At 62.7% G+C, this 24059-nt stretch carries 26 protein-coding genes; 17 read left to right on the plus strand and 9 right to left on the minus strand.

The genetic code is table 11. The annotated features are described in order from the left end of the window. Entirely contained in the window at positions 1-2088 is a 2088-nt protein-coding gene (locus tag F2P47_RS12210; protein WP_152216648.1) for a hypothetical protein, read from the plus strand. A gap of 5 nt (positions 2089-2093) precedes the next feature. Here the strand turns inward: F2P47_RS12210 and F2P47_RS12215 are convergent, their stop codons facing one another. The 3 genes from F2P47_RS12215 to F2P47_RS12225 all read right to left on the minus strand — a co-directional run bounded on the left by F2P47_RS12215 (position 2094) and on the right by F2P47_RS12225 (position 4833). Beyond that, entirely contained in the window at positions 2094-2840 is a 747-nt protein-coding gene (locus F2P47_RS12215; protein WP_185681088.1) for an alpha/beta fold hydrolase, read from the minus strand. A 1-nt stretch (position 2841) separates the two neighbouring features. After that, positions 2842-3807: an isopenicillin N synthase family dioxygenase gene (locus F2P47_RS12220; RefSeq protein WP_152216650.1), complete on the minus strand. Its 966-nt coding sequence runs from the start codon at positions 3805-3807 to the stop codon at positions 2842-2844. 99 nt (positions 3808-3906) lie between these two features. Further along, complete coding sequence (locus F2P47_RS12225; protein WP_152216651.1) at positions 3907-4833, minus strand: LysR family transcriptional regulator; 927 nt, start codon at positions 4831-4833, stop codon at positions 3907-3909. 260 nt (positions 4834-5093) lie between these two features. Between F2P47_RS12225 and F2P47_RS12230 the strand changes: the two genes are divergently transcribed. The 4 genes from F2P47_RS12230 to F2P47_RS12245 all read left to right on the plus strand — a co-directional run bounded on the left by F2P47_RS12230 (position 5094) and on the right by F2P47_RS12245 (position 8241). Next, positions 5094-5837 carry a metal ABC transporter ATP-binding protein gene (locus tag F2P47_RS12230; protein ID WP_152216716.1) on the plus strand — a complete coding sequence of 248 codons (744 nt, stop codon included), beginning with the start codon at positions 5094-5096 and terminating at the stop codon, positions 5835-5837. Continuing rightward, positions 5834-6706: a metal ABC transporter permease gene (locus F2P47_RS12235; protein ID WP_152216652.1), complete on the plus strand. Its 873-nt coding sequence runs from the start codon at positions 5834-5836 to the stop codon at positions 6704-6706. The genes F2P47_RS12230 and F2P47_RS12235 overlap by 4 nt, the downstream gene beginning before the upstream one ends. A 14-nt stretch (positions 6707-6720) precedes the next feature. After that, positions 6721-7605, plus strand: a complete 885-nt coding sequence (locus F2P47_RS12240; RefSeq protein WP_152216653.1) for a metal ABC transporter substrate-binding protein — start codon at positions 6721-6723, stop codon at positions 7603-7605. A 156-nt stretch (positions 7606-7761) separates the two neighbouring features. Then, positions 7762-8241 (plus strand): GNAT family N-acetyltransferase, encoded by a 480-nt coding sequence (locus F2P47_RS12245; RefSeq protein ID WP_152216654.1) that lies wholly within the window; start codon positions 7762-7764, stop codon positions 8239-8241. Between the two features lie 3 nt (positions 8242-8244). On the opposite strand, the gene F2P47_RS12250 is transcribed toward F2P47_RS12245, so the two are convergent. Further along, positions 8245-8787, minus strand: a complete 543-nt coding sequence (locus F2P47_RS12250; RefSeq protein ID WP_152216655.1) for a GNAT family N-acetyltransferase — start codon at positions 8785-8787, stop codon at positions 8245-8247. Between the two features lie 351 nt (positions 8788-9138). On the opposite strand from F2P47_RS12250, the gene F2P47_RS12255 reads away from it, so the two are divergent. After that, the gene (locus F2P47_RS12255; RefSeq protein ID WP_152216656.1) at positions 9139-10053 is read left to right on the plus strand and encodes an SDR family NAD(P)-dependent oxidoreductase; all 915 of its coding nucleotides are present in this window, start codon (positions 9139-9141) and stop codon (positions 10051-10053) included. Between the two features lie 305 nt (positions 10054-10358). Here F2P47_RS12255 and F2P47_RS12260 read toward each other — a convergent pair whose 3' ends face one another. Beyond that, complete coding sequence (locus F2P47_RS12260) at positions 10359-10754, minus strand: hypothetical protein (RefSeq protein WP_152216657.1); 396 nt, start codon at positions 10752-10754, stop codon at positions 10359-10361. A 6-nt stretch (positions 10755-10760) separates the two neighbouring features. After that, positions 10761-11705 carry a LysR family transcriptional regulator gene (locus F2P47_RS12265; RefSeq protein WP_152216658.1) on the minus strand — a complete coding sequence of 315 codons (945 nt, stop codon included), beginning with the start codon at positions 11703-11705 and terminating at the stop codon, positions 10761-10763. A 120-nt stretch (positions 11706-11825) separates the two neighbouring features. Here F2P47_RS12265 and wrbA point away from each other — a divergent pair, with 120 nt between their 5' ends. The 3 genes from wrbA (at position 11826) to F2P47_RS12280 (ending at position 14250) form a co-directional block, all read left to right on the plus strand. Then, on the plus strand, positions 11826-12434 hold the full coding sequence (wrbA, locus tag F2P47_RS12270; RefSeq protein ID WP_152216659.1) for an NAD(P)H:quinone oxidoreductase: 609 nt from the start codon (positions 11826-11828) through the stop codon (positions 12432-12434). Positions 12435-12547: 113 nt separating this feature from the next. Next, positions 12548-13258 (plus strand): pirin family protein, encoded by a 711-nt coding sequence (locus tag F2P47_RS12275; protein WP_152216660.1) that lies wholly within the window; start codon positions 12548-12550, stop codon positions 13256-13258. An 11-nt stretch (positions 13259-13269) separates the two neighbouring features. Then, positions 13270-14250 carry a glutathione S-transferase family protein gene (locus F2P47_RS12280; RefSeq protein WP_152216661.1) on the plus strand — a complete coding sequence of 327 codons (981 nt, stop codon included), beginning with the start codon at positions 13270-13272 and terminating at the stop codon, positions 14248-14250. 6 nt (positions 14251-14256) lie between these two features. Here F2P47_RS12280 and F2P47_RS12285 read toward each other — a convergent pair whose 3' ends face one another. After that, complete coding sequence (locus tag F2P47_RS12285) at positions 14257-14610, minus strand: hypothetical protein (protein WP_152216662.1); 354 nt, start codon at positions 14608-14610, stop codon at positions 14257-14259. A 99-nt stretch (positions 14611-14709) separates the two neighbouring features. On the opposite strand from F2P47_RS12285, the gene F2P47_RS12290 reads away from it, so the two are divergent. Next, complete coding sequence (locus F2P47_RS12290; RefSeq protein WP_246176869.1) at positions 14710-16140, plus strand: amidase; 1431 nt, start codon at positions 14710-14712, stop codon at positions 16138-16140. Positions 16141-16155: 15 nt separating this feature from the next. On the opposite strand, the gene F2P47_RS12295 is transcribed toward F2P47_RS12290, so the two are convergent. Continuing rightward, positions 16156-16632, minus strand: a complete 477-nt coding sequence (locus F2P47_RS12295; protein WP_152216663.1) for an NUDIX domain-containing protein — start codon at positions 16630-16632, stop codon at positions 16156-16158. Positions 16633-16746: 114 nt separating this feature from the next. Here F2P47_RS12295 and F2P47_RS12300 point away from each other — a divergent pair, with 114 nt between their 5' ends. From F2P47_RS12300 to F2P47_RS12320, 5 genes are all read left to right on the plus strand, one after another. Then, positions 16747-17538 carry a hypothetical protein gene (locus F2P47_RS12300; RefSeq protein WP_152216664.1) on the plus strand — a complete coding sequence of 264 codons (792 nt, stop codon included), beginning with the start codon at positions 16747-16749 and terminating at the stop codon, positions 17536-17538. Positions 17539-17591: 53 nt separating this feature from the next. Further along, positions 17592-18458, plus strand: a complete 867-nt coding sequence (locus F2P47_RS12305; RefSeq protein WP_185681089.1) for a class I SAM-dependent methyltransferase — start codon at positions 17592-17594, stop codon at positions 18456-18458. 123 nt (positions 18459-18581) lie between these two features. After that, positions 18582-19076, plus strand: coding sequence for a response regulator (locus F2P47_RS12310; protein ID WP_152216666.1), 495 nt, complete (start codon positions 18582-18584; stop codon positions 19074-19076). A gap of 10 nt (positions 19077-19086) precedes the next feature. Next, positions 19087-19587: an Hpt domain-containing protein gene (locus F2P47_RS12315; protein ID WP_152216667.1), complete on the plus strand. Its 501-nt coding sequence runs from the start codon at positions 19087-19089 to the stop codon at positions 19585-19587. Further along, positions 19584-20087 carry a response regulator gene (locus tag F2P47_RS12320; RefSeq protein ID WP_152216668.1) on the plus strand — a complete coding sequence of 168 codons (504 nt, stop codon included), beginning with the start codon at positions 19584-19586 and terminating at the stop codon, positions 20085-20087. Before F2P47_RS12315 ends, F2P47_RS12320 begins: the two co-directional genes overlap by 4 nt. Here F2P47_RS12320 and F2P47_RS12325 read toward each other — a convergent pair. Further along, a complete protein-coding gene (locus F2P47_RS12325; protein WP_185681090.1) occupies positions 20077-20895 on the minus strand; it encodes an alpha/beta fold hydrolase in 819 nt (272 codons plus the stop codon). The two genes, F2P47_RS12320 and F2P47_RS12325, sit on opposite strands and share 11 nt — an antisense overlap. Before the next feature lie 225 nt (positions 20896-21120). Here F2P47_RS12325 and F2P47_RS12330 point away from each other — a divergent pair, with 225 nt between their 5' ends. Together F2P47_RS12330 and F2P47_RS12335 are read left to right on the plus strand one after the other, a co-directional pair. Continuing rightward, entirely contained in the window at positions 21121-22254 is a 1134-nt protein-coding gene (locus tag F2P47_RS12330; RefSeq protein WP_152216670.1) for a ferritin-like domain-containing protein, read from the plus strand. A gap of 185 nt (positions 22255-22439) precedes the next feature. Then, the gene (locus F2P47_RS12335; protein ID WP_152216671.1) at positions 22440-24053 is read left to right on the plus strand and encodes an acyl-CoA synthetase; all 1614 of its coding nucleotides are present in this window, start codon (positions 22440-22442) and stop codon (positions 24051-24053) included. The last annotated feature ends 6 nt before the right edge of the window (positions 24054-24059 follow it).

Consider the following 24059-nt stretch of genomic DNA (forward strand, 5'->3'; position numbering starts at 1 on the left):
ATGGCTGGCTGGGACATCATTTTCGAACCCTCCGTGCCGCCAGCGCTCATTCTGGCGCTCGCCATGACAGGTATTGCCGTCCTTCTCTACTCCGCCTATCGCCGCGCGCGGGGCGCGCCCTGGCGTGCTGCCGCGCTCGCCATCACACTCATCGCCCTCGTCAACCCGACGATGCGACAGGAAGACCGGCAACCCGTTCCTGATGTGGCGGCCATCGTCGTCGACCGCAGCGACAGCATGAATATCGGCGCGCGGCCCCAGGAAGCTCAGGCCGCGCTCGCCCGTGTCGAGGCCGATCTCAAATCGATCAAGGGCATCGACACGCGCGTCGTCTATGTCGAAGGCGGCTCCGAGGGCACGGATGAAAGCGGCGAAGGTACGCGCGCCTTCGCAGCGCTGGAGCAGGCGCTTTCCGATGTGCCGCGCGAGCGCGTCGCGGGCGCAATCATCATTACCGACGGCGAGGTTCATGACGCGCCGAAGAACGCAAAAGCACTTGGCTTCGACGCGCCGGTCCACAGCCTCATCGTCGGACGCAAGAACGAGAAAGACCGCCGCCTCACTATTCTCGAAGCGCCGCGCTTCGGAATCGTCGACGAGCCGATGAAGCTCGCCTTCCGCGTCGACGACACGGGCGCCGAGGGACAGGGCAAGGCCGAAGCGCCCGTCACCATCTCGGTCGATGGCAAGGAAATGATGAGGACAGATGTCGTCATCGGCCAAAAGACAGAAGTCACCCTGTCGTTGAAACATGGCGGACCGAACGTCATCGAAATTGACGCGGCGCCGGGCACCGACGAGCTGACGCTGCTCAACAACCGCGCAGTCGTCGTCGCCAACGGCATTCGCGACCGGCTGCGCGTGTTGCTGATCTCGGGCGAGCCGCATCCCGGCGAGCGCACATGGCGCAACCTCCTCAAGGCCGACCCCTCTGTCGATCTCGTTCACTTCACGATTCTCAGGCCGCCAGAAAAGCAGGACAACACGCCGATCAACGAGCTCTCGCTTATCGCCTTTCCGACGCGCGAGTTGTTCGTCGACAAGCTCGATGAGTTCGATCTGATTATCTTCGACCGCTTCAAGCGTCAGGGCATTCTGCCGCTCGAATATCTGTCGAACATCGCGCGTTATGTCGAAGACGGCGGCGCCGTGCTCGACGCGGCAGGCCCTGCCTTCGCGTCGCCCTACTCGCTTTATCGCACACCGCTTGCCGCCGTCCTGCCAGCGCAGCCGACGGGCGAGGTGACGCTTGGCGGCTTCAGGCCGGAAGTGACGGAGACGGGGCGCAAGCATCCCGTCACCGCCGATCTTCCCGGCGCGGACGGCCCTTCGCCGAAATGGGGCCGCTGGTTCCGCGTCATCGACAGCAAGGTCGATCGCGGTGAAGTGCTGATGAGCGCGCCGGGCGGCCGCCCGCTGATGGTGCTCGACCATGCGGGCAAGGGCCGCGTCGCGCAGCTTCTCTCCGATCAGATATGGCTATGGTCGCGCGGCTACGAAGGCGGCGGACCGCAGGCGGAACTGTTGCGCCGCCTCGCCCACTGGCTGATGAAGGAGCCGGACCTCGAGGAGGAAAACCTTGCCGCCTCGATGGAAGGCGCCACGCTCGCCGTCAAGCGCCGCACCATGGCCGACGCGACATCGCCTGCGGAAGTGACGCTGCCATCGGGCAAGGTCGTGGAGCTTCCGCTAGAAAAGACAGCGCCGGGCCGCTTCGAAGGCCGGATGCCGGCGAAGGAACTCGGCCTTTATCGCGTGGCGCAAGAGGGGCTCAATGCGGTGACGGCGGCAGGCCCGCTCAATCCGAAGGAATTCGCAGATGTGCGGGCGACCGACGCTATCCTGAAGCCCATCGCAAACGCGACGGGCGGCGGCACCTACTGGGTCGGTGAGAATGCCGCCGACACGCCGCAGGTGCGTGGTGTGCGTCCTGATCATGACGCGGCGGGCGACAACTGGATCGGCCTCAAGCGCAACGATCAATATCTCGTCAACGCCGTGCGTCAGGTGCCGCTGCTCTCCGGACCCATCGCGCTCATTCTGATCCTCGGCGCATTGGCCCTCGCCTGGCGCCGTGAAGGCCGGTAGAACCGTCAGGCCGCAGCCGTTGCGCTCTCGACTTCCTCGATGATGATCCTTGCGACTTCCGCGGGCGCAGAGAGCAAGGGCGCATGGCCCGTTTCGAGCTTTGCGACGCGCGCACCGGGCAAAAGTTCCTGCATCCGGCGCTGCGCCACCAGCAAAACGGAACGGTCGCCCAGCGCCTCGACGTAAAGACGCGGCACCCGGCCAAAGCGCTCATCCGTCAGGTGCGGCGTCAGAACAAGACCGCCCAGAGGCTGCGGCACGAGTTGCGTGAAGGCCCAGTCCGCGAGATCGACGGGCGCATCGTGATAGAAGATTTCGCGCGCACCCTGCTTCGACACCGCGCAGACCGTGCGCCCCTCGTTCCAGACGAGAAACGGCCAGATGCCGTCGATGCCGCGTTCCTCGCCTAGCTCCGCCGTAATGTCGCTGAAGCTCTTTCCATCCGGCGGAGTAATGCCCGCGATCAGGATGAGGCCACGCACCCGGTCGGGATCGTTCTCGGCCACCTGACAGGCGACCGTCGCGCCGCCGCTATGGCCGACGACGAAGGCAGGCGCATCGAGCGAGCGGAGAACGTCGCTGACCTGTGCCGCATAGAGATCGAGCGAAATCCCCTCGGTGGGTGAAGGCGGCACCATGGGCAAGTCGACCGCATGAACCTCGAAACCCGCGGCTTCAAGATAGGGCCGCACCAGATTCCAGGCCCAGCTACCCTGCCAGGCGCCATGGATCAGGACGAGATGATGCTCCATTTCAGTAGGTCGCCGCGAAGCAATCGCGCAGATGCTGCTCGACCGTGATGGGAAGATATTTCGAGGGATTCGCCTCGTCGGCGCAGCCTGGCAGGCAATCGACCACATAATCGGGATGGCCGTCGAAGAAATAGGGCAGCGAATAACGCGCCTTGCCCGACTTGTTGATGACGCGATGCAGGTTCGAGCGATAGCGGTCATTGGTCCAGCGCGCGATCATGTCGCCGAGGTTCACCACGAAACTTCCGGGGATCGGCGGTGCATCCACCCAGCCGCGCACAGGATCCTTTACCTGCAAGCCGCCGGAATCATCCTGCATGAGCAGCGTCACGCCGCCGAAATCCGTATGTGCGCCGCAGCCGATTTCCCCCTCGCGCGCCGCAACGGGCTGCGGCGGGTAATAGAGAAGGCGCTGCACGCTCACGGGATCGCGATTGAAGTCGTCGAAGAAATCTTCGGGCAATCCGAGCGTCTGGGCGATGCCACTCATCAACAGACGCGCCAGCCGCTCCATCTCGTCGGCATAGGCGCTTATCGTCTCCTTGAAGCCCGGAAGACCCTCGGGCCACTGGTTCGGCCCGCGATTATACTGTCCGGCCACGACGCAGGGATGATCCAGCGGATAGTCGACGCCCATCAGGAAGCTTTCCTTGAGGTCGGGAAGCGTGCCGGGATCGAGCGTCTGAAGGCCGGGCACTTCATAGCCGCGGTTCTGCGTCAGCGAGTGCGCCACGTCGAGCGCCATCTTCTCTTCCATCGGCTTGGCGAAGAACTGCTTCGCATAGTCGAAGGTCCGGTCGATCAGCTCCTGCGGCACACCGTGGCCGACAAGGTAGAGAAAGCCCTTGTCCACGCATGCCGATTTCAGCTTCGCAATGGCGGCGGCGCGAACCGCGTCATCCGCCGAAGCGAGTTCGGAAGCGTCAACAATGGGAAGCGCGGGAGCGTCGATTTCGACCGTCAACATGGTGGCACTCACGAAAAGACTGGAACCGGCTATGAGCCTACGTCCGGTCAAGCGATGCCAAAAGCAGAGAAAAAAGGACAGCTTGATGCCAAAACGGCATCAGCGCTTATAGGCGGGGTCCGCCTCGGCGCGAGCAGCCAGTTCCTCGGCCAGGAGCCGAAGCAAGACATCCGCCGCAACCGGCAACGAGCGCCCGGCGCGCGCATAAATGCCGAGATCGCTCAGCACGAACCGCTTGGCATGAACGAGCGGAATGTGCAGGAAGCGTTTGTCGCGCAATTCGCCCTCGATGCCGAAGCGAGTCTGAAAGGCGATGCCGACACCCAATTCCGCAAGCCGCTTCGTCAGCGCGATCGAATTCGACACGACCGTCTTTCGCACTGGCGCCGAACGCGCCATCAAGGGTTCGAGGGCGCGGTAGATCGAGAGGTCGGGCTTTGCCAGAAGCGCCGGATAGGCGCTGCATTCGGAAAAGCTCACCGTCTTGTGTTTTTTAAGCGGGTGGTTGCGCGGCATGACCGCGCCGAGAACGAAGCGTCCTACCGCTACCTGTCTGAGCGCCCTGTCATGCGGCAGATCGAAGGCGATGCCGATATCCGCCTCGCCCTCGGCCACCGCCTCCGCAATGGCGCCCGACCCCATGCTGGTAATGCCGATCGTAATGTTGGGATATTGCTTGTTCAGTTTTTCGATCACGGTGGGCAGAAAGTCCGTGGCGAGCCCTTCGACGGCGGCGATTTCCACATGGCCGATGCGAACGCCCTTCAACGCCTCGAGTTCGGAGCGTGTGCGCTCGGCATCCTGAAGCACCTCAATGACGTGGCGGCTCAACACCTCGCCCGCCGCAGTCAGCTTCAACCCACCGGGCAAGCGCTCGAAGAGCGGCATGCCGATCTCCTCCTCAAGCCGAAGGATCTGCCGGTTCACGGCGGAGGAGGCGACATTGAGCTGCCGCGCCGCCTCGCGGATCGAGCGGCAGCGCCGGACAACGTCGAAATAATGGAGAGCGGAAGAATGAAGACGCAAGGAACACCCGAATGCCGAGAGAGTTTCCGATCATACATCGTCGGCGTGCATGACGGGACGTTCACTTGCACGCCGGATCGTTTCGGCCTAGTTTCGCGATGTTATAATATTACATCGACATGAAGCTCCATCATGCAGAGTCACGACGCGGATATCCCCTCCCCCAGCTTCTCGGCGCTTGGCGCGAGCCTTTGGCTGAGGCTCATCGTGGCGCTTTGCGCCTCGGGTTTTCTTTGGCTCGCCGTCTGGTGGGCAAACTGATGGGCGGCATCATCGACGTTATAGACCTGACGGTCGCCTATGACCGCCAGCCTGCCGTCCATCACGTAAGTGGCAGTTTCGCGCGCGGAAGCCTCACCGCCGTTGTCGGGCCGAACGGCGCCGGCAAATCAACGCTCATCAAGACCATCGTCGGGCTGATGAATCCGAGCACCGGCCGCGTCGAACGCCACGGGCTCGGGCGCCGCGCCATCGCCTATTTGCCGCAACAGGCGGAAATCGACCGCAGTTTCCCCATCAACGTGGCGGACACAGTGGCGCTCGGCCTCTGGAACGAGATCGGCCTCTGGGGCTCAATCAAGCCGAAGGGCTGGAAGCGCATCGCCGACGCACTGGCGCATGTGGGCCTCGAAGGCTTCGGCCACCACCCTATTGCGGCACTTTCCGCCGGGCAGTTCCAGCGCGTGCTCTTCGCGCGGCTCCTGCTCCAGGACTCAGCCGTCATCCTGCTCGACGAGCCCTTCGCCGCAATTGACGAGCGCACCACCGCCGACCTTCTCGCCATCATCCACCATTGGCATGAGGAAGGCCGCACTGTCATCGCGGTGCTGCACGACATGGAGCAGGTGCGCCAGCACTTCCCGCAAACGCTGCTCATGGCGCGTGAACTCATCGGCTGGGGCGCCACATCGCAAGTGCTGACCGACGAAGCGTTGCGCCGCGCCCGTGCCATCGCCCAGGGATGGACAAACAATCACAATCACGCGACGGGGCACGCGGCATGAGTATCTACGCCACACTCATCGCGCCCTTCGCCGATTACGGCTTCATGCGCCGCGCCCTTGTTGCCTGCCTCGCGCTGGCGCTCGGATCGGGACCCATTGGTACTTTCCTCGTTCTGCGACGCATGAGCCTGATGGGCGACGCGATGAGCCATGCGATCCTCCCCGGCGCGGCGATCGGCTTTCTGGTCGCAGGCCTTTCGCTCTGGGCCATGTCGGCCGGCGGGCTCATCGTCGGCCTCGCCGTCGCGCTGCTTGCGGGGCTGGTCAGCCGCGCAACGTCGCTGCGCGAGGATGCGAGCCTCGCAGGCTTCTATCTCATCAGCCTCGCGCTCGGCGTTCTCATCGTCTCGACGCGCGGCTCGAACGTCGACCTGCTGCATGTCCTCTTCGGCAGCATTCTTTCGGTAGACGATCAGGCGCTGATGCTCGTCGCCGCCATCTCGACGCTGAGCCTCGTCGTCCTCGCCATCATCTATCGCCCGCTTGTCGTCGAATGTTTCGATCCGGGTTTCCTGCGCGCGGCAGCGGGCGGCGGCTCGCTCTACCACATCATCTTCCTGGTCCTCGTAGTGCTGAACCTCGTCGCCGGCTTCCAGGCGCTTGGCACGCTGATGGCCGTCGGCTTGATGATGCTGCCAGCCGCCGCAGCGCGTTTCTGGGCGAGCGCCGTCTGGTCACTCGCGGCGCTCTCGTCGCTCATCGCCTTCGTATCGGGCTGGGTGGGACTTCTCGTCTCCTACAATTTCAACCTGCCCTCCGGCCCCGCCATCATCCTGACGGCGGGCGCGTTCTACAGCTTCTCGATCATCCTCGGCCGCCACGGAAGCCTGCGCAATCGCTACTTCCCCGGCGCTCATTTCCACAATTGAAGCGGAGGCCCACAGTGAAGAAGATTTTCGCTCTTGCCGCGATCCTGCTCTCGCTCGCTGCCACGCCCGCTACGGCGCACGAGCTGAATGTCGTGGCGAGTTTCAGCGTTCTCGGCGACATCGTCGCCCGCGTGGGCGGCGACAAGATTTCGCTCACCGTGCTGGTCGGCCCCGATGGCGACGCGCACACATTCGAGCCGAGCCCGAAGGACGCAAAGGCGCTCGCCCATGCCGACCTCGTCGTCGTCAACGGGCTGCATTTCGAAACGTGGATGGACAAGCTCGTCGCCGCCTCGGGCTACAAGGGCCCCATCGCAGTCGCGAGCAAAGGCATCGTTCCCCGCGAAATGGTAGAAGATGGCCACACCATCCCAGATCCCCATGCCTGGCAGGATCTCGCCAACGGCGCGATCTATGTCCACAACGTCGCCGCCATGCTGAAGGCCGCCTCGCCGGAGAACGCCGCCACATTCGAGGCGAATGCCGCTACGCTCTCCAAGGAAATTGCCGATCTCGACCGCTGGACGCATGACGAAATCAGCTCCGTGCCGCAGCAGAAGCGCATGGTCATCACGACGCATGATGCCTTCGGCTATTTCGGCGCGGCCTATGGCGTCACCTTCAGGGCGCCCGAAGGCCTCAGCACCGAAGCAGAGCCAAGCGCGGGCGCGCTCGCAGGCCTCATCGACCAGATCAAGCGCGAGAAGATCAAGGCGCTCTTCATCGAGAACATGACCGATCCGCGCCTTATCCAGATGATCGCCCGGGAAACGGGCGCGGTCATGGGCGGAGAACTCTATTCCGATGCGCTGTCGAAGCCAGGCGGCCCGGCGCCCACTTACCCTGCCATGTTCCGCAACAATGTGCCGAAACTTGTCTCGGCCATGATGAAGAACTGACGGTGCGCCACTCCTGCGACGGTGCGCCACTGGCGATTTTTCATAAACGATGTATAGGTCTGCGCCGTCAGGGGCTTTAGCCCCGGCGCATTCACAATCTTGCATTCACAATCTTCAGGTCTACCCGTGCTTACGCTGGTTTCAGAGTGGCGCCAGATGACGCCGGACGATGTCCGCGAGGTCCACAGGATCGGCGAAATCGTCCATCCCGCCTATCCCGAGGATATTGAAACGGTGAAGGAGCGGCTTTCGCTCTTCCCGGCCGGCAGCTTCGTCGCATACGCAAAAGACCGACTCCTCGGCTATGCGATCTCGCATCCTTCGGTGGTCGGCAAGCCGCCGGCGCTCGACAGCATGCTCGGCAGCCTGCCCGAAGACGCGAATTGTCTGTTCCTGCATGACATCGCGCTCACCGAGGCGTCGCGCGGGCTCGGCCTCGGCCGTTCGCTGCTCGACCGGCTGAAGACTGCGGCGCAACAGGCCAATCTCGGCCGCATAGCGCTCGTCTCGGTGAACAATTCCCGCGGCTACTGGCAGGCGCAGGGCTTCCGCGTCTTCGAGGCCGACGCGGCGCTGGCGGTGAAGCTCGCCACCTATGGAGACGACGCCGCCTATATGGTTCTGGAGATCGCCTGATCGTCAGGCTGCGCCAACCGCCGCAATCTCTTCAGACGGCTTGCCGGGCATAGGCTTCGTGATCGCCCCATGCGCGTGGCCAAAGGCGCCGATATCGAGCTCGCGGTAGAGAAGCCGTGCCGGATCGACCGGGCCCGGCATGGTGAGCCGCCCTGCCGGAACCGGACCGAAACCGACTTTCACATAATAGGGTTCGTCGCCCACCAGAATGACGAGCTGATAGCCCATCGCCTTGGCATCGGCGAGGCCCCGCCGCATCAGATTGATGCCGACGCCCTGCCCCCGGAGCATGGGCACAACCGCGAGCGGCCCCAGCATCAGGCCCGGCACGCCGCCGATCACCACCGGCCAGAAACGCAGGCTGCCGATGAGCTTGCGCTCCTCGCCCTCGCCCATAAAGGCGACGTAGCAAAGCTCGGGGATTGCTTCGTTGCCCTCACGCAGCCGCTGGGCTGTCTTGGCGTAGCGGCCGGGGCCGAAGCTCAGGTCGAGAAGGGCTTCGATGGCGGGGCCGTGCTCGGGCCGTTCGATCTCGATGTCAAACATGGGATTGGGTCTTTCGGACGGGACATTGCAAAGGCTGAAAAGCGCCCGCCGCACGGTCAACTCGGGCAATCAGCCCCGGTAGACGCCGTAAACGCGGCAGCACGCCTGGGCGAGAGCCGAGCGGCCCTCGCTACCCATTCGTCGTCGCTGCGTCGTAAAGCGCGTCATGTCCGATCCCTCTGGGCTCCGCCCTTTTCGGCGAAAAGACCCTATTAGCCGCAGGCGGATAGCATGGGGCCGCCCCGACGTAAAGCGAAAGCTCGGGGCGTATCCGGTCAAAAAGGCTGGAATGTCGGGCCTTCCATCGGCTAGCTTGCCCTCCAATTCCAAACGAAAAGCAGGGAGAATTCCATGGGACTTCTTGAGGGCAAGGTCGTTCTGGTCACCGGCGCCGCCGGCGGCATCGGCAAGGAATGCGCGCTGATCGCAGCCCGTGAGGGCGCGAAGGTCATCGTCAACGACCTCGGCGGCAGCGTGAAGGGCGGCGACGAGGGTAATGCCTCGGCCGCGCAGAAGACGGTCGACGAGATCAAGGCGGCGGGCGGCGAAGCGGTCGCGAACTCCGACAGCGTGGCACTGAAGTCTGGCGCCGAGAACATGATCGCCCAGGCGCTCGACACCTTCGGCGGCCTCCACTCGATCATCAGCCCGGCCGGCATCCTGCGCGACGGCATGTTCCACAAGATGCCCGACGAGGACTGGAAGGCCGTCATCGACGTCCATCTCCATGGCAGCTACAACATCACGCGCGCGGCCATCAATCACTTCCGCGAGCAGCAGGAAGGCAGCTTCGTTCTCTTCACCTCGACCTCGGGCCTCATCGGCAATATCGGCCAGGCGAACTACGCCGCCGCCAAGATGGGCATCGCCGGTCTCTCGCGCATCATCGCCATGGAAGGCGCGGCGAAGAACGTCCGCTCCAACATCATCGCGCCCTTCGCCTGGACGCGCATGATCGCGACCATCCCGGTCAAGGACGAAGTGTCCGCGAAGCGCGTCGAGCGCATGAAGAACGCGATGCGCGCCGAGCAGGTCGGCAATTTCGCCGTGGCGCTTGCCGCGCCGAGCTGCACGTCGAACGGCCAGATCTATTCGGTCCGCGGCAACGAGCTGGTGCTCTTCTCCCAGCCTCGCCCCGTGAAGTCGGTCGCCCGCATCGACGGCTGGACGCCCGAGACGATCCTGACCCACGCCTTCCCTGCCATGGAAGGCGGCTATACCGACCTTGGCAATACGGGCTCGGTGTTCACCTGGGAACCGGTGTAAGCGCTTACCCACATTTCGTCACGGCCCGCATAAAGCGGGCCGTGACGAAGAAGTGCATATGGACTTTTCAGGCGGCGACACCCATATAGGTGTCGCCGTTTGGCTTTCAGGAGGTTGCGATGGCCCATCGAAAGAAGGCGCCTCCCAAGAGGCGCAATATCGCGGCGAAGGCACTCGCCTCACCGCTCCACCGACAGCGAGTCGTGAAAAACCGCTGCAAATACGACCGCAAAAGGCGCGATGCCACCGAAGGCCTCGCGTCTTTTCATTTTGCTGGAAGGCAGATGAACGACCGATCTTTCTGTTCAATCCCAGCCGGAGCGTAATCTCGAATATGCTCTTTGCCACCAATGCGGCAAACCAGCGTTCATACCATGCGCCTCAGAGATATTGCATAAGACGCTAATTAATACGTCGTCGGGATAGCGCCCTTCCGGGTTGCCCATTTTCAGAAGATGACCCGAAATCTGGTGGTGCATGTCGGTCAAGCCGCGGGCAATCTCTATCTTCTCAGCATCCGAATAGCTTCTCTCCCGTATCGCAACGACATTGGATTCGAGCATCGCCGAATTTTCATATGTCGATCGACCGAACATATCACGTCCCACAAGAGTCAACTCCCAGCTCAGCAGAAGAAGCATTCTTGTCTGTTGCTCTGGTGACATTGCCGTAAATTGCGCGACGTAATCTGCCTTTTGCATGATTGGCTACTTCCGGCCCTTCTTCGCCGCCTGATCGAGCGGCCCGATCCAGGGTGCCTTGCCGGGGCCGAACTCCTCGACAGCGAAATCCACGAAGGCGCGGACCTTGGCCGAGAGATGCCGCGTATGCGGATAGATGACGTGCAGCGTCAGCGGCGAAAACTGCCAGTCATCACAGACGGAGATGAGTTCTCCAGATCGCAACCTTTCGTAGCAGATGAAATCCGGCGAGAGAGAAAGCGCTTGCCCCGCCATCAGCACTGCACTCGCAGCATCGGCATTGTTGCAAAGAAGCGACCCCTTCAACTCCACCTGCAGGCGCTTGCCGGCTGCATCTTGCATTTCCAGAAGCTCGGGCCGCTGCACCTGCGTGTAGAGGATGAAAGAGTGATCGGCGAGATCGCGCGGATGCTTCGGAACACCGTGCGTCTTGAAATATTCCGGCGTGCCGACGATGAAGCGGCGAACGGGCGCGAGCTGCCGCGCAATGAGGCTTGAATCAAGCAGCGCCGAAATGCGCAAAGAGACGTCGAAGCCCTCCTCCATCAGATCGATGCGGCGGTCGTTCAACTCCAGATCGACGACGAGTTCGGGATAGCGGGCGAGAAATTTCGGCAGCACCGGCCCAAGTTCGCGGATGCCGAAAGTCATTGGCGCGTTGATACGCAAACGCCCACGCACCGCGCCCTCGATGCAGACCGCATCCCTTTCCGCCTCCTCCGCCTCCGCAACGATGCGGCTCGCGCGCTCGAAAACGACCGCGCCTGCCTCGGTGACGCTGATCTTGCGCGTCGTCCGGTTCAGAAGTCGGACGCCGAGTTCGTCCTCCAGCATTGAGACCTGGCGGCTGACCATGGATTTGGAGAGTTTCAGCGCTTCGGCGGCGGCGGTGAAGCTGCCGAGTTCGACCACCTTGGCATAGGCGGCAAAGGCATTGAGATCCAGGGCCATTTGTTTCTTCCGGGGAACAATATGTTCTCAAAAGACTGGATTGTTTCAGTGTTCAAGGCAACCAAATATAGCCCCGAAGACATTGCACAGCCCCTGACCGGGGCGACCAAGGGGTAAAAAATGGCCGACAAGACGCGCGTTCTGGTTCTCTATCACAGCTCCTACGGGCATATCGAAAAGATGGCGGAAGCTGTCGCCGCCGGCGCGCGTTCGGAAGCGGACGTCGAAGTCGATGTGAAGCGCGTTCCGGAGACCATGACCGAAGAGCAGCTCAAAGCCGCGCATATGAAGACCGACCAGATGGCCCCGGTCGTCACGGTGGACGAGCTTGCCGGCTATGACGCCATCATCCTCGGCACGCCGACCCGCTTCGGCAACATGTCCGGCCAGATGCGCAGCTTCCTCGATCAGACGGGCGGCCTCTGGGCTAAAGGCGCGCTCATCGGCAAGGTCGGCAGCGTGTTCACGTCGACCGGCATCGGCGTCGGCAATGAGTCCACGATCCTGACGACGCATGTGACGCTGCTCCACCACGGCATGGTGGTTGTCGGCGTTCCCTTCGGCGCACCTGGCCTCGGCAACATTTCGGAAGTCCATGGCGGTTCTTTCTATGGCGCTGGTTCCATCGCGGGGCCCGACGGTTCGCGCAACCCGAGCGCGGTGGAACTCGACATGGCGAAGCATCAAGGCGCGCATGTCGCGCGCATCGCGAAGAAATTGAAGAACTGAAGAACTGAACAACCTACGCGGAGCATGTAAGCGTTCGCTCCGCGCACCCGGTCGGCGTCCCTCCCCCCGCGGCGCTGGCCGGGCGTTATTTTTAGTGAGAGAGGAGACATATCGTGATCGACATCAGACCATTCGAAAGTCTCGGCGGCGCCAACCATGGTTGGCTGAACGCGAAGCATCACTTCTCCTTCAGCAATTACTACGACCCTGCCCGCATGGGCTGGGGCGTGCTGCGCGTCTGGAACGATGACCTGATCAAGCCGCGTACAGGCTTCCCGCCCCATCCCCATCGCGACATGGAGATCATCACCTTCGTGCGCGAAGGCGCGATCACCCATCGCGACCACCTGAACAATCAGGGCCGCACGGCAGCGGGAGACGTTCAGGTCATGTCGGCCGGACGTGGAATCCAGCATGAGGAATGGAACCTCGAAGACGCGGACACCACGCTCTTCCAGATATGGATCGAAACGCGCAAGCAGGGCATTCGTCCGCGCTGGGAGCAGGCGGAATTCCCCAAGGATGATCGCAAGGGCCAGCTTGTGCAGCTCGCGAGCGGCAAGCCCGATGCGCCTGCCGAAGCGCTCTATATCGAGCAGGATGCTGCCATCCTCGGCGCCAACCTCGAAAAGGGCCAGGAAGTGACATACGCCCTTCCGGGCGGACGTCTCGGCTATCTGGTCCCGTCAAAGGGCAGTGTCACTGTCAATGGCGTGCTGGTACCAGAACGCTCGGGCGCGGCGATCCGCGACGTCGAAAACCTCGTCATTCGTGCCGAAGAAGACGCCGAGATCGTTCTCGCCGATCTTCCGCCCGAAGCTTAAGGAGCCGCCACATGGGATTGCTCGTCGACGGACAATGGCAGGGCCAATGGTACGACACGGGCAAGACCGGCGGCCGCTTCGTGCGCAGCGATGCAGGCTTTCGCAACTGGGTGACGGCGGACGGGTCCGCCGGCCCCAGCGGCGAAGGCGGCTTCAGGGCGGAAGCCGGCCGCTACCATCTCTATGTCTCGCTCGCCTGCCCCTGGGCGCATCGCGCGCTGATCTTCCGCAAGCTGAAGCGGCTCGCCGGCAAGATCTCGCTCACCATTGTCGATCCGCTGATGCTGGATGAAGGCTGGACGATGAAGGGTGGCCATGCCGGCACGTCCCCGGACAATGTGAACGGCAAGACGCGGCTCTATGAGGTCTACCAACTTGCAACGCCCGATTACACAGGCCGCGTCACCGTGCCCCTGCTTTGGGATAAGGAACGGGGCACCATCGTTTCAAACGAGTCGTCGGAAATCATCCGGATGTTCAATTCGGCATTTGACGCACTGCCCGGCGTCGACGCCTCGCTCGATTTCTACCCGCAAGGCTCACGCAGTGAGATCGACGCGATCAACGCCGTCGTCTACGACCTCGTGAACAACGGCGTCTACAAGGCCGGCTTCGCGACGAAGCAGGACGCCTATGAAGAAGCCGTGAAAGCCCTTTTTGCCGAACTCGACCGGATCGAAGAACGGCTTTCACGTCAACGCTACCTTGCAGGCGCGCAAATCACCGAAGCCGATTGGCGGCTCCTTACGACGCTGATCCGTTTCGACGCGGTCTATCACGGCCACTTCAAATGCAACCTGCGCCGCATCGCGGATTATCCGAACATCGCGAATTATACGCGTGAGCTTTATCAGATGCCGGGCGTCGCCGAGACGGTAAATCTTGATCATATCAAGCTGCACTATTACGGCAGCCACAAGACGATAAATCCCACCGGCATCGTGCCGCTAGGGCCCCTGCTCAATTTCGACGCGCCGCATGATCGCGGCTGAGAGCGTCTATTTCTCGGTATGGGAGAAGACGCGCTTCACATCGATCATGGTGCGATATTCATTGTAGCGCATACTGCTCGGCATTCTCGCGTTGAACGCCTTGAGTTGCTCATTGTTACTCAATGAGACGGCCTGCTCCACCGACGCAATCACACAAGCGCGCCCCATATTGGGTCCGCGCGGCATCGACATGCATTCCCGCGCCGCGGTGTGCACAAGCGTGAGCTGCTGATCGTTGAGGGCGCTCAGCGTCGCATCGTCCGTCGGAAAATCGCTCGCCGAACCGGCGAACGCCGGAACGGCCAAAAGAAAAGCGGCGAGTCCGAGCGCCACGGCGACACCGGAAATATTCTTCATCATCTCTCTTCCTCCTTGCCTGCTTCCAGTCGCGCGCGCCATAAAATGCTGGCCGCCGCGCTGTGTCTCCTTAAAATGAATGAAGGACAGAATATTGGGGGAATGATGGCGGGATTTTCCGATTACGACAAATACGACGCGCTGGGGCTGGCGGAACTGGTGCGGAACGGCGCCATCAAGCCGGAAGAGCTGCTCGACGAGGCCATCGGTCGGGTCGAAAAGACCAACCCGAAGATCAATGCGGTCATTTTCAAGCATTATGACGAGGCAAGGCGCCAGATCGAGAGCGGCCTGCCCGAGGGTAGGTTCAAGGGTGTGCCCTTTCTGCTGAAGGACCTCCACCTGCTCTATAAAGGCACGGTTACGAGCTTCGGCTCCGCCGCCTACAAGGACAACAAGGCCGATCACAACAGCACACTCACGACACGCTATCTCGAGGCGGGGCTGGTCATTTTCGGCAAGACCAATTCGCCCGAGTTCGGCCTCTCGGTCACGACCGAGCCGCATCACTATGGCCCGACGCGCAACCCCTGGAACACCGAACATTCAGCGGGCGGCTCATCCGGCGGGGCGGCGGCGGCCGTCGCTGCGGGGTTCCTGCCCGTTGCCAATGCGAGCGACGGCGGCGGCTCGATCCGCATTCCGGCATCGGCCTGTGGCCTCTTCGGAATGAAGCCGACGCGGGCACGCACACCCATGGGCCCCGATCGCGGCGAAGGCTGGGCCGGCATGTCGTCCGCCCACGCCGTGTCGCGCAGCGTGCGCGACAGCGCCGCCATGCTCGACGTGACGCATGGGCCCGCGGCGGGAGATCCCTATGCCGCACCCGCCTTCGCCGGCTCCTATCTCGACGAAGTGTCGAAAGCGCCGGGCAAGCTGTGCATCTCATTCACGACGAAGCGTCCGAACGGTACGCAAAGCCATGGCGATGTCGTGAAGGCGATAGAAGCGACGGCGAAGCTTCTCGCCGATCTCGGCCATCACGTCGAGGAAGACGCGCCCGCGATCGATGTCGAGGAAATGGCAAAGCATCAAGGAACGCTCATCGGCGCCAATACGCTCTTCGCGCTCAACATGCGCGCTGCTGAACTCGGACGCGGGATCGCGAAGGAGGAGATCGAATTCTTCACGAGCCTCGTCTCCGAACTCGCCAAGACGCGCAGCGCTGCCGATTATGTGGCGGCGACGCTTTACATTCACCAGATGGGCCGCAAATTCGCCGCTTATCACGAGCGTTACGACATCCACCTCTCGCCCACGCTCTCGCTGCCGCCGATCAAGCTCGGCGCGCTCAACACCATGTCGCCCGACGTCGGCGCCTATCTCGCATTGAGCGCCGAATATGTGCCCAGTATCGGCGTCTACAACATGACCGGTCAGCCCTCCATGTCCGTGCCGCTGCACTGGAACGGGGAAGGCCTCCCCATCGGCTCCATGTTCACGGGCCGCTTCGGCGATGAGGCGACGCTGTTCCGCCTTGCCGGGCAGCTTGAGGCGGCGCAGCCCTGGGCGCATCGGCGGCCGACGATCTGAAAAGGCGGGCGCGCCTCACCAGAGGTCGGGCGCGTCCTCCCCCGCCAGTACTTCGCGGATGCGGGCTCTCGTGCCGGGTGTCGTTCCCTCGGGCAGCGCATCCGGCGGAAAGAAATCATATTCGGCAATTTCGAAACTGGTCCGCGCCACCCGGTCGTAGCTTCCATGCTCGACCAGAAAGAGCGCGACGTGATCGGATTTGAATTCGCGAAAATTCGCATAGAGCCCGACAAATCTGGGCCTGCCTCTCAGCAGGATGCCCGCCTCCTCGTCCAGCTCGCGCGTCAGCGCCGTCATCACGGTTTCCGAGCGCTCTACCCCGCCGCCCGGCATGTACCAACCACCGACATAGGAATGGCGAACAAGCAGCACATGGCCGCGCTCATCGCGCACCAACCCGCGGACGCCGAAGGTCAATGGCCGGCTGAGCCGGTAATAGATCCGGGTGAGCGGCCGAATGATTTTCCAGAGGGGAGCAGGGAGATTCGCCATAAGGGGACTCTAGCAGATCGGCGGAGGCCGGCCCCGCGTTTAGGTTGCGTCAACGTATTAGAGCATAGGCTTGCCCTGCGCGGATGATGGGCCGCATCCGCCGAGGGCCAGAAGATGGGCATTGTTTCTCTGCTCTTGGGCAGCAGTAAAAAGAAGAAGCGTAAAAATCCCGCCAGACCGCGCGCCCCGCGGAGCGCGGTCGCGCGCGCGCTGCGCCACACCGCCGCCGGTGCCGGATCGCGCTCAGCTGCCGAGCTCGGCCAGCGCATCGCCACCGGTCTTTCCACCATAGAAACCGCGGTCCTTGCCATCGACACGGTGGGCGAGCGCCTGCGTGAAGCCCTCGACCTCGTTCGCGCAGCGAACACGACCGACGATCCGGGCCACCGGGCGCTTTTCGCCGGCCGCTATGACGATGTGCGCGCCGAAATCGATGCCGCCGTCGGCTCCGCCTCGCATAACCGCATCAACCTCATAAACGGTCGGTTGATCGGCGGGAAACATCCCGCCCTCGACATCGAACTCAATGAGGATGGACGCGCAGGCGTCGCCGTTCACGTCGTCAACCTGACGACCGGCGCGGGCGGGCTCGAACTTTCGCCGCCGCGTTCGGGCTTCGCCGAAAATGAAGAACTCTCCATGATCGCCGGCGAGATCGCGGCTGCTCAGACGCTCGTTTCCCGCGTCAGCGAACGCTTTCTCGACCATGCCGCACTGATAGCGGATCGGCTCGCACGGCTCCAGTCGGCGGCAGGCCCCCGCCTTATCGAGCCGGAACTTCCAACCGGCGCCGATGCCGCCCTGCCAGAGGAGATGGAACTCGGCCCCATCGAACTCGGCATCACCGAGATCGAGCAGCGCCTGCGCCTTCTCGCCGAGCGCGAAGAGGCGATTCCCGCCGATTGATCTTGCCCTCTCCCGCTTCGCCTTCCATGCTGGAGCAAAAAGGGAGACCCGACATGACATCCGGCGAAACCGCGGCGCAGAACAATTCCGAACAGATCGAAGCCTGGAACGGCATAGTCGGGACCAAATGGGTCGCGGCGCAGGACCGGCTCGACCGCATGCTCGCGCCTTTCAGCGTGGCATTATTGAAGGCGGCGAATGTCGCACCCGCCGAACGCGTGCTCGACATCGGCTGCGGATGCGGCGCGACGACGCTCGAATTCGCCCGCGCGACCGGCCCCAAGGGCCGCGTCCTCGGCGTCGACATCTCGGTACCCATGGTCGGACGCGCCCGGGAACGCGCAGCGGCGGAAGGACTCAGCGCGACATTCGAGATCGCCGATGCATCGGCTCATGCCTTCGCCCCCGAAAGCTTCGACATCATGGCGTCGCGCTTCGGCGTGATGTTCTTCGCCGATCCGGCATCTGCCTTCGCCAATATCCGGTCTGCGCTGACGCGGGAAGGCCGCCTTGCCTTCGTCTGCTGGCGCCCTGTGGCAGAGAATGGCTGGATCACGGTGCCATTTCGGGCAGTGCTCGCCCACATCGCGCCACCCGAGCCCGGCGTCCCCGGTGCGCCCGGCCCCTTCGCCTTCGCCGATAGCGCCCATGTCACCTCGATCCTGACGCGCGCCGGTTTCCGCGACATCGTCATGACGCCACACGATGCCATGATGACACTCGGCGCGGGCCCCAATGCGCTCGAGGAAGCAGTGGCCCAGTCGATCGAGGTTGGGCCGGTCGGACGGATGCTCAACGACCAACCGCGTGAAATCATCGCCCGCGTCCGGGAGAGCATGAGGAACGAACTCGCAAAGCACGTGACAGCGGAAGGGCTGGCGCTGGGCGGCGCGGTCTGGATCGTCACCGCCAGGGCCTGATTGCGACGGGCTTGGGACTGCCAACTGGCGAATCCCCCCAAATTGCTACCTTTTCTTTAGAACCTCTCCGCTAGGGTGCCCATGAACGCGTGGGGCGTTCGCTGAGGTTTCGTGGGGGTAAGCATGGCTCGATCTCTTTTCGAGATGCTGACGATACTGGTTGTCGACGATAGCCTGCACATGCGCAGACTGATCGCGCGGCTGCTCGATGTGCTCGGCGTCGGCCAGGTTATCGTCGCCAGCGATGGCGAGGAAGCCTGGGCGAAGTTTCTCGAGCACCGCCCCGATGTCGTCATCACCGATGCCGCCATGAAGCCGACAGACGGATTTGTGCTCGCCCAGCGGCTGCGCGCCATCGGCGAGGATGAACTACGCGCCGTGCCCATCATCATGGTGTCCGCGCATAGCGAACTCTCCGCCGTCGAACGCGCGCGCGATTCCGGCGTCACAGATTTCATCTGCAAGCCGGTCTCGCCGCGCCTCCTCTATGAACGCCTCGTCGGCGCACTGAACAGGCCCCGCAAGCTCATCGAAACCCCGAACTTCACCGGACCGGACCGCCGGATCGACGCCGAGGCCATCGACGGCCCCGAGCGCCGTCAAGTGACCTATATCTGAGGGGCATCGCATGAACGACGCTCAATCACCCGAAGTTCCAGCGCGCTTCCTTCGTCTTCCCTCGATCGCGGAGCGCAAGCTCGGCGCCGACTTCACCGCGCCTGTGCGCCTCGACCCCCGCGTCCTCGATCAGATGCAGGAGACGATCCGCGAGCTCACAGCCAAATACTCCGAGAACCTGAAGGCGCAGGTAGGCTCGCTCTTTTCCTTCGTGGAGCCAACCGGCGCGGGCGAGCCGGACGCGCGCAACCAGCTCTATTCCATGGCGCATGAGATTCGCGGGCTCGCGGGCACCTTCGGCTACCCGACCGTCGGACGCTTCGCGCATTCGCTTTGCGCCTATCTCGAAAACTACAAGCCCGTCGTCTCCACCGTCTTGCGCTTTCATGTCGAAGCCATGTATGACGCGCTGCAGCAGGGCGGCGGCGACGAAATTCTCGCAAGCGAGACGCTGGCCTCACTCGACAGACTCATCGCCCTCACGCATGACGGCGAAAGATCGGCCGGATGACGGACAGGGAGCTCTTCGCAAAGCTCAAGATCCTCATCGTCGACGACAGCGCCGAGATGAGGAGCGTCCTCGCCGCGCTTTGCGAAAGCATGGGCGTGGGCGCGATCCTCAGTGCTTCGAGTGGTGAGCAGGGACTTAAACTCTTCTGCGCCGAAGCGCCCGACCTCATCATCACCGACGGCAGCATGCGCCCGATGGACGGCTACGAGTTGACGCGCAGCGTTCGCAGCGGCGAATGCCGTGAAGACGGCACCGAAAGCTGCGACCGCGACGTGCCGGTGCTGATGATCTCCGGCCATGTCGGCCCGGAAATGGTGCGGCTCGCTCGCGACAATGGCGTCACCGACTACATCGGCAAGCCCATCACCGCGGCGGTGCTCTACGAACGCATTCTTGCCGCCGTGTCAAAACCGATCCACATCGTCGAGACGAAAGCCTATCGCGGGCCCTCGCCGACGCGGCGGCTTGTTCCGCGCATATCGGATACCTTCAGCGAATAACCTCGTCGAGGAAGCGCGAGAAGAGCGCATTGAAGCGCGGCGCGTCCTGCCAGAAAGGCGCGTGGCCGAGCCCGTCGAGCACATGCACCTTTCCGTCCCACAGGTTGCGGTAGGCGACAGTGTTCAGGAACGCATTGTTGACGAAGGGCTCCGCTCCGCCAGTGACGACGGCTAGCGGCTGCAGCGCCGTCTCCGCAATCTCGCGTCCGTCCATATCCTTGCCTTCGATGATCGACTGCAGCATCAGCGGGCGGAAGCGGCCATCGGCGCGCAGGGCAACCGCCACCATCCAGTCTTCGAGCGGCACGTCCGCGCCCGCGCCTGCCTGCGCCTGGGAACGCGCCTCCTCTTCGGTGAACTGATCCTTGAAGGTAAGGCCCATATTTTCCGACGGCAGGAAACCATCCTGCATGTCGGCTCCGCCCGCCGGCGGTGTGCCGGTGATCCAGGCGGCAACGGTGCCGGGCCAACGCGCCATCAATTCCAGCGCCACATGACCGCCCAGCGACCACCCCATCACGACCGCCTGAGAAATACCGCGAGCCTTGAGGAAGGCAATGGCGGCATTGGCAAAACCGTGGATGGAATAGGTCGCCCCCGGATCTGGCGCGTCGGAGCTTTCGCCGTGACCGGGCAGATCGAAGGCGATCAGCCGGTAGCGTCGGCCGATCTCGCTCTCAAATTGCCGGCCGAACATCTCCTTGGCCGAGGAATTGCCATGGATGAAAAGAACCGCCGGGCCGTCGCTCTCGGTCTCGACCCATGCGATCCGCCCATGTTCGGTCTCGGTGAAACCTGATTTTTTCATTTTCGCCCCCTTTGTTTTCATCAGGTTAGCACCAGTTCCGCCCACGCCGCATAGGCCTCGGGACCGGATCGGAAAGCGTGACCAAAAGTGACATGGGCGTCATTATTTTTTGCAAGCCTTAACTCTCCGTCCTATATTGATAAGGGGAATGAGGGCGGACGCGAGGGATGACGCGGACTTGCCAGCAAGGGAACGGGCCGGAAAAGGCCGCGCACAGGAGGAGCTATGACGAAGATCGAAACGAATCTGACCGTGGATCCGGCTTACGAAGCCGTCGCCCCGGATGACTTTCCCGCGATGATGGATGTCGAGCGCTACGGCAAGCGCTCCAACGCTTTCGACAAGATCATCTCGGCGACCCACGATCATTTCTGGGATCCGATGGACAAGAAGTATGTCGACTTCTCGCAGCCCTTCGACATGGAAAACGAATACCTGATCGATCCGACGCAGAACACGGATCTCAAGACCGCCGTCGCCGACAAGCTCGACGAGAAGCAGAAGATCAAGCTCGTCAATCTCGACGTGCAGTGGTCGCTTTCGTCGATCCTTCACGGCGAAGCTGGCGCGCTGGCGCTTTCGGCTTCGCTCTGCCACATCCTGAAAGATCCGGGCGCGCAGGAATATGCCGCGAACCAGACGCGCGAAGAGGCCCGCCACGTCGCCGGCTTCTCGAACTATATCAAGGCCCGCTGGGGCAAGCCTGTTGCGGTCGGTCCGGCGCTCGGCGACGTTCTCACCGAACTCGTTCTCTCGCCGCTGGTCTGGAAAAAGATCGTCGGTATGCAAATGCTCGTCGAAGGCCTCGCCATGGGCGCCTTCGCGACCTTCTACAAGGTGAGCCGCGATCCGCTGCTCGTGAAGCTGATGCAGCTCACCATGACGGACGAGGCGTTCCACCACAAGTTCGGAAAGATCTGGGCGGACCGCACCATCCCCAACATCAATGTAGACGAGCGCAACCAGATCGAAGACTGGGCGTGGCACGTGTTCGAAATCCTGCTCTACAACCTCGGCAGCCCCGAGCAGAAGAAGCACATCTATGCCGCCGTCGGTCTTGACTGGCAGTGGGTGCAGGGCGCTTTCATGGAGGCCCTCACGGATGTCAATATCCGCGAGGAGATGCAGGAGACGACCAACATCTTCCGCGTCCTCATCAAGACGCTGCTCAAGGCCGGCATCATCACCAACCGCACCGCCGGCAACTATGCAGCCTTCATCGACATGAAGGAGCTTTATGCCGAAGGCGACCGCATGATCGGCGACGACATCGCGGAAGAAGGCATCAAGTACCTCCTTCAGCTGAACGGTCAGGGCACTCGCGCCTATTCGCTCGACAGCATGTCGGCGGCCGAATAAGCGGCGAAAGCCACCGGAAGTCGAGGGGCGGCCCCGAAAAGGCCGCCCCTTTTTCGTTGGTCCTGCCCCGGCCTGCGCCCCGTTTCCAGAACGGGTGACGGGCGCGATTTTCCCTGTATCATGCCCCCAAACAGAAATTGGCCCGAAGAGGCCGACACCATATGACTTCTGGGAGGAGTTCGTTCATGCCTTGGAATTTCGGGGACATTCTCGACGCTATTTCGCCAGTCCTGCCCCAGGACGCCCCGGCCTTCATCCATCAGGACCGCGTCATCACCTGGGGAGAAAGCACGAAGCGCACCAACAACCTCGCCCGCGCCCTCATCGAACGCGGCGCGAAGCCGGGCGACAAGGTCGCCTTCTATATGCGCAACCGGCCCGAATACATGGAACTGCTCAATGCCTGCTTCAAGGCGCGGCTGACCCATGTGAACGTCAACTATCGCTACAAGGCCGACGAGGTTTTCTACATCTTCGACAACTCGGACGCGCAGACGGTCGTCTACGGTTCGGAATTCCGCGACATCATCGAGGAAATCAGACCGCGCCTTACCAAGGTCCATACCTTCGTCGAAGTGAATGACGGCGGCGAGATCGCCTCCTTCGCGGAGCGTTACGAGACGCTGGCAAACACCGGCAGCGGCGAGAAGCTCGATATCAAGCGTTCGCCCGACGATCTTCTCTTCATCTATACCGGCGGCACCACCGGCATGCCCAAGGGCGTGATGTGGCGTCACGACGATCTGCGCGAAGTCCAGCTTGCGGCGGGCCGCAAGCTAGGCCCCGTGCCGGAAACGATGGAACAGCTCGTCGAAGCGCTGAAGCTGATGGGCCCGCAGGGCTGCCATCTGCCCGCCTGCCCGCTCATGCATGGCACGGGTCTTCTGAGCTCGCTCGGCGTCATCATGGCGGGCGGCGCGCTGGTCACGCTGGAAAGCCCGTCGCTCGACGCCGATGAACTCTGGGAAGCCGTCGACCGCAACAAGGTGCAGAGCATTGCCATTGTCGGCGATGCATTCGCAAAGCCGATGCTGCGCACGCTCGACGAGACGCCGGGGAAATACGACCTCTCCAGCATTGTCACGATCATTTCCTCGGGCGTCATGTGGTCGACGGAAGTGAAGCGCAGCCTTCTCAAGCACATTCCGCAGGCCATCATGACCGACAGCTTCGGCGCCTCGGAAGGCATCGGCTTCGGCGCCTCGATGATGACGAAGGACGGCGAGATCGGGACCGCGAAATTCCAGATCGGCGACCGCTGCAAGGTCTTCGACGAAAAGGAAGAGCAGGTCGAGCCGGGCAGCGGCAAGCCGGGCATCATCGCCATGGCGGCCCCCATCCCCGTCGGCTACTACAAGGACGAGAAAAAGACCGCCGAGACCTTCCGCACCATCAAGGGTGAGCGCTACTCGATCCCCGGCGACTGGTGCACGGTCGAAGCAGACGGTACGCTGACGCTGCTCGGACGCGGCTCCGTCTGCATCAACACCGCAGGCGAAAAGGTCTATCCGGAAGAAGTCGAGGAAGTGCTGAAAACGCACCCCGCCGTCGAAGACGCGCTGGTCGTCGGCCTTCCCGATGAGAAATGGGGACAGGCCGTCACCGGCATCATCAAGCTCGCGCATGGTCACTCGTTCGACGAGGCCGCAATCCGCGCCCATGTGCGCGAGAAGCTCGCAGGCTACAAGACGCCGAAGCGTATCCTGCTCGGCGCCACCATCGCCTTCCGCGCGCCGAACGGCAAGGCGGACTACAAGGGCGTGACGGCCTTCGCCAAGCACGAACTCGGCGTAGCTTGATGCATC

This window comes from Parvibaculum sedimenti (genome assembly GCF_009184905.1).
Taxonomy (GTDB): Bacteria; Pseudomonadota; Alphaproteobacteria; order Parvibaculales; family Parvibaculaceae; genus Parvibaculum; species Parvibaculum sedimenti.

Coding starts and splice junctions, on each gene's coding strand:
- F2P47_RS12245 (WP_152216654.1), top strand. CDS start 7,762: ATGACGCCGGACGATGTCCGCGAGGTCCACAGGATCGGCGAAATCGTC.
- F2P47_RS12335 (WP_152216671.1), top strand. CDS start 22,440: ATGCCTTGGAATTTCGGGGACATTCTCGACGCTATTTCGCCAGTCCTG.
- F2P47_RS12325 (WP_185681090.1), bottom strand. CDS start 20,895: ATGAAAAAATCAGGTTTCACCGAGACCGAACATGGGCGGATCGCATGG.
- F2P47_RS12215 (WP_185681088.1), bottom strand. CDS start 2,840: ATGGAGCATCATCTCGTCCTGATCCATGGCGCCTGGCAGGGTAGCTGG.
- F2P47_RS12235 (WP_152216652.1), top strand. CDS start 5,834: ATGAGTATCTACGCCACACTCATCGCGCCCTTCGCCGATTACGGCTTC.
- F2P47_RS12330 (WP_152216670.1), top strand. CDS start 21,121: ATGACGAAGATCGAAACGAATCTGACCGTGGATCCGGCTTACGAAGCC.
- F2P47_RS12315 (WP_152216667.1), top strand. CDS start 19,087: ATGAACGACGCTCAATCACCCGAAGTTCCAGCGCGCTTCCTTCGTCTT.
- F2P47_RS12290 (WP_246176869.1), top strand. CDS start 14,710: ATGATGGCGGGATTTTCCGATTACGACAAATACGACGCGCTGGGGCTG.
- F2P47_RS12210 (WP_152216648.1), top strand. CDS start 1: ATGGCTGGCTGGGACATCATTTTCGAACCCTCCGTGCCGCCAGCGCTC.
- F2P47_RS12230 (WP_152216716.1), top strand. CDS start 5,094: ATGGGCGGCATCATCGACGTTATAGACCTGACGGTCGCCTATGACCGC.
- F2P47_RS12300 (WP_152216664.1), top strand. CDS start 16,747: ATGGGCATTGTTTCTCTGCTCTTGGGCAGCAGTAAAAAGAAGAAGCGT.
- F2P47_RS12250 (WP_152216655.1), bottom strand. CDS start 8,787: ATGTTTGACATCGAGATCGAACGGCCCGAGCACGGCCCCGCCATCGAA.
- F2P47_RS12285 (WP_152216662.1), bottom strand. CDS start 14,610: ATGATGAAGAATATTTCCGGTGTCGCCGTGGCGCTCGGACTCGCCGCT.
- F2P47_RS12310 (WP_152216666.1), top strand. CDS start 18,582: ATGGCTCGATCTCTTTTCGAGATGCTGACGATACTGGTTGTCGACGAT.
- F2P47_RS12220 (WP_152216650.1), bottom strand. CDS start 3,807: ATGTTGACGGTCGAAATCGACGCTCCCGCGCTTCCCATTGTTGACGCT.
- F2P47_RS12305 (WP_185681089.1), top strand. CDS start 17,592: ATGACATCCGGCGAAACCGCGGCGCAGAACAATTCCGAACAGATCGAA.
- F2P47_RS12255 (WP_152216656.1), top strand. CDS start 9,139: ATGGGACTTCTTGAGGGCAAGGTCGTTCTGGTCACCGGCGCCGCCGGC.
- F2P47_RS12265 (WP_152216658.1), bottom strand. CDS start 11,705: ATGGCCCTGGATCTCAATGCCTTTGCCGCCTATGCCAAGGTGGTCGAA.
- F2P47_RS12295 (WP_152216663.1), bottom strand. CDS start 16,632: ATGGCGAATCTCCCTGCTCCCCTCTGGAAAATCATTCGGCCGCTCACC.
- F2P47_RS12280 (WP_152216661.1), top strand. CDS start 13,270: ATGGGATTGCTCGTCGACGGACAATGGCAGGGCCAATGGTACGACACG.
- F2P47_RS12320 (WP_152216668.1), top strand. CDS start 19,584: ATGACGGACAGGGAGCTCTTCGCAAAGCTCAAGATCCTCATCGTCGAC.
- wrbA (WP_152216659.1), top strand. CDS start 11,826: ATGGCCGACAAGACGCGCGTTCTGGTTCTCTATCACAGCTCCTACGGG.
- F2P47_RS12260 (WP_152216657.1), bottom strand. CDS start 10,754: ATGCAAAAGGCAGATTACGTCGCGCAATTTACGGCAATGTCACCAGAG.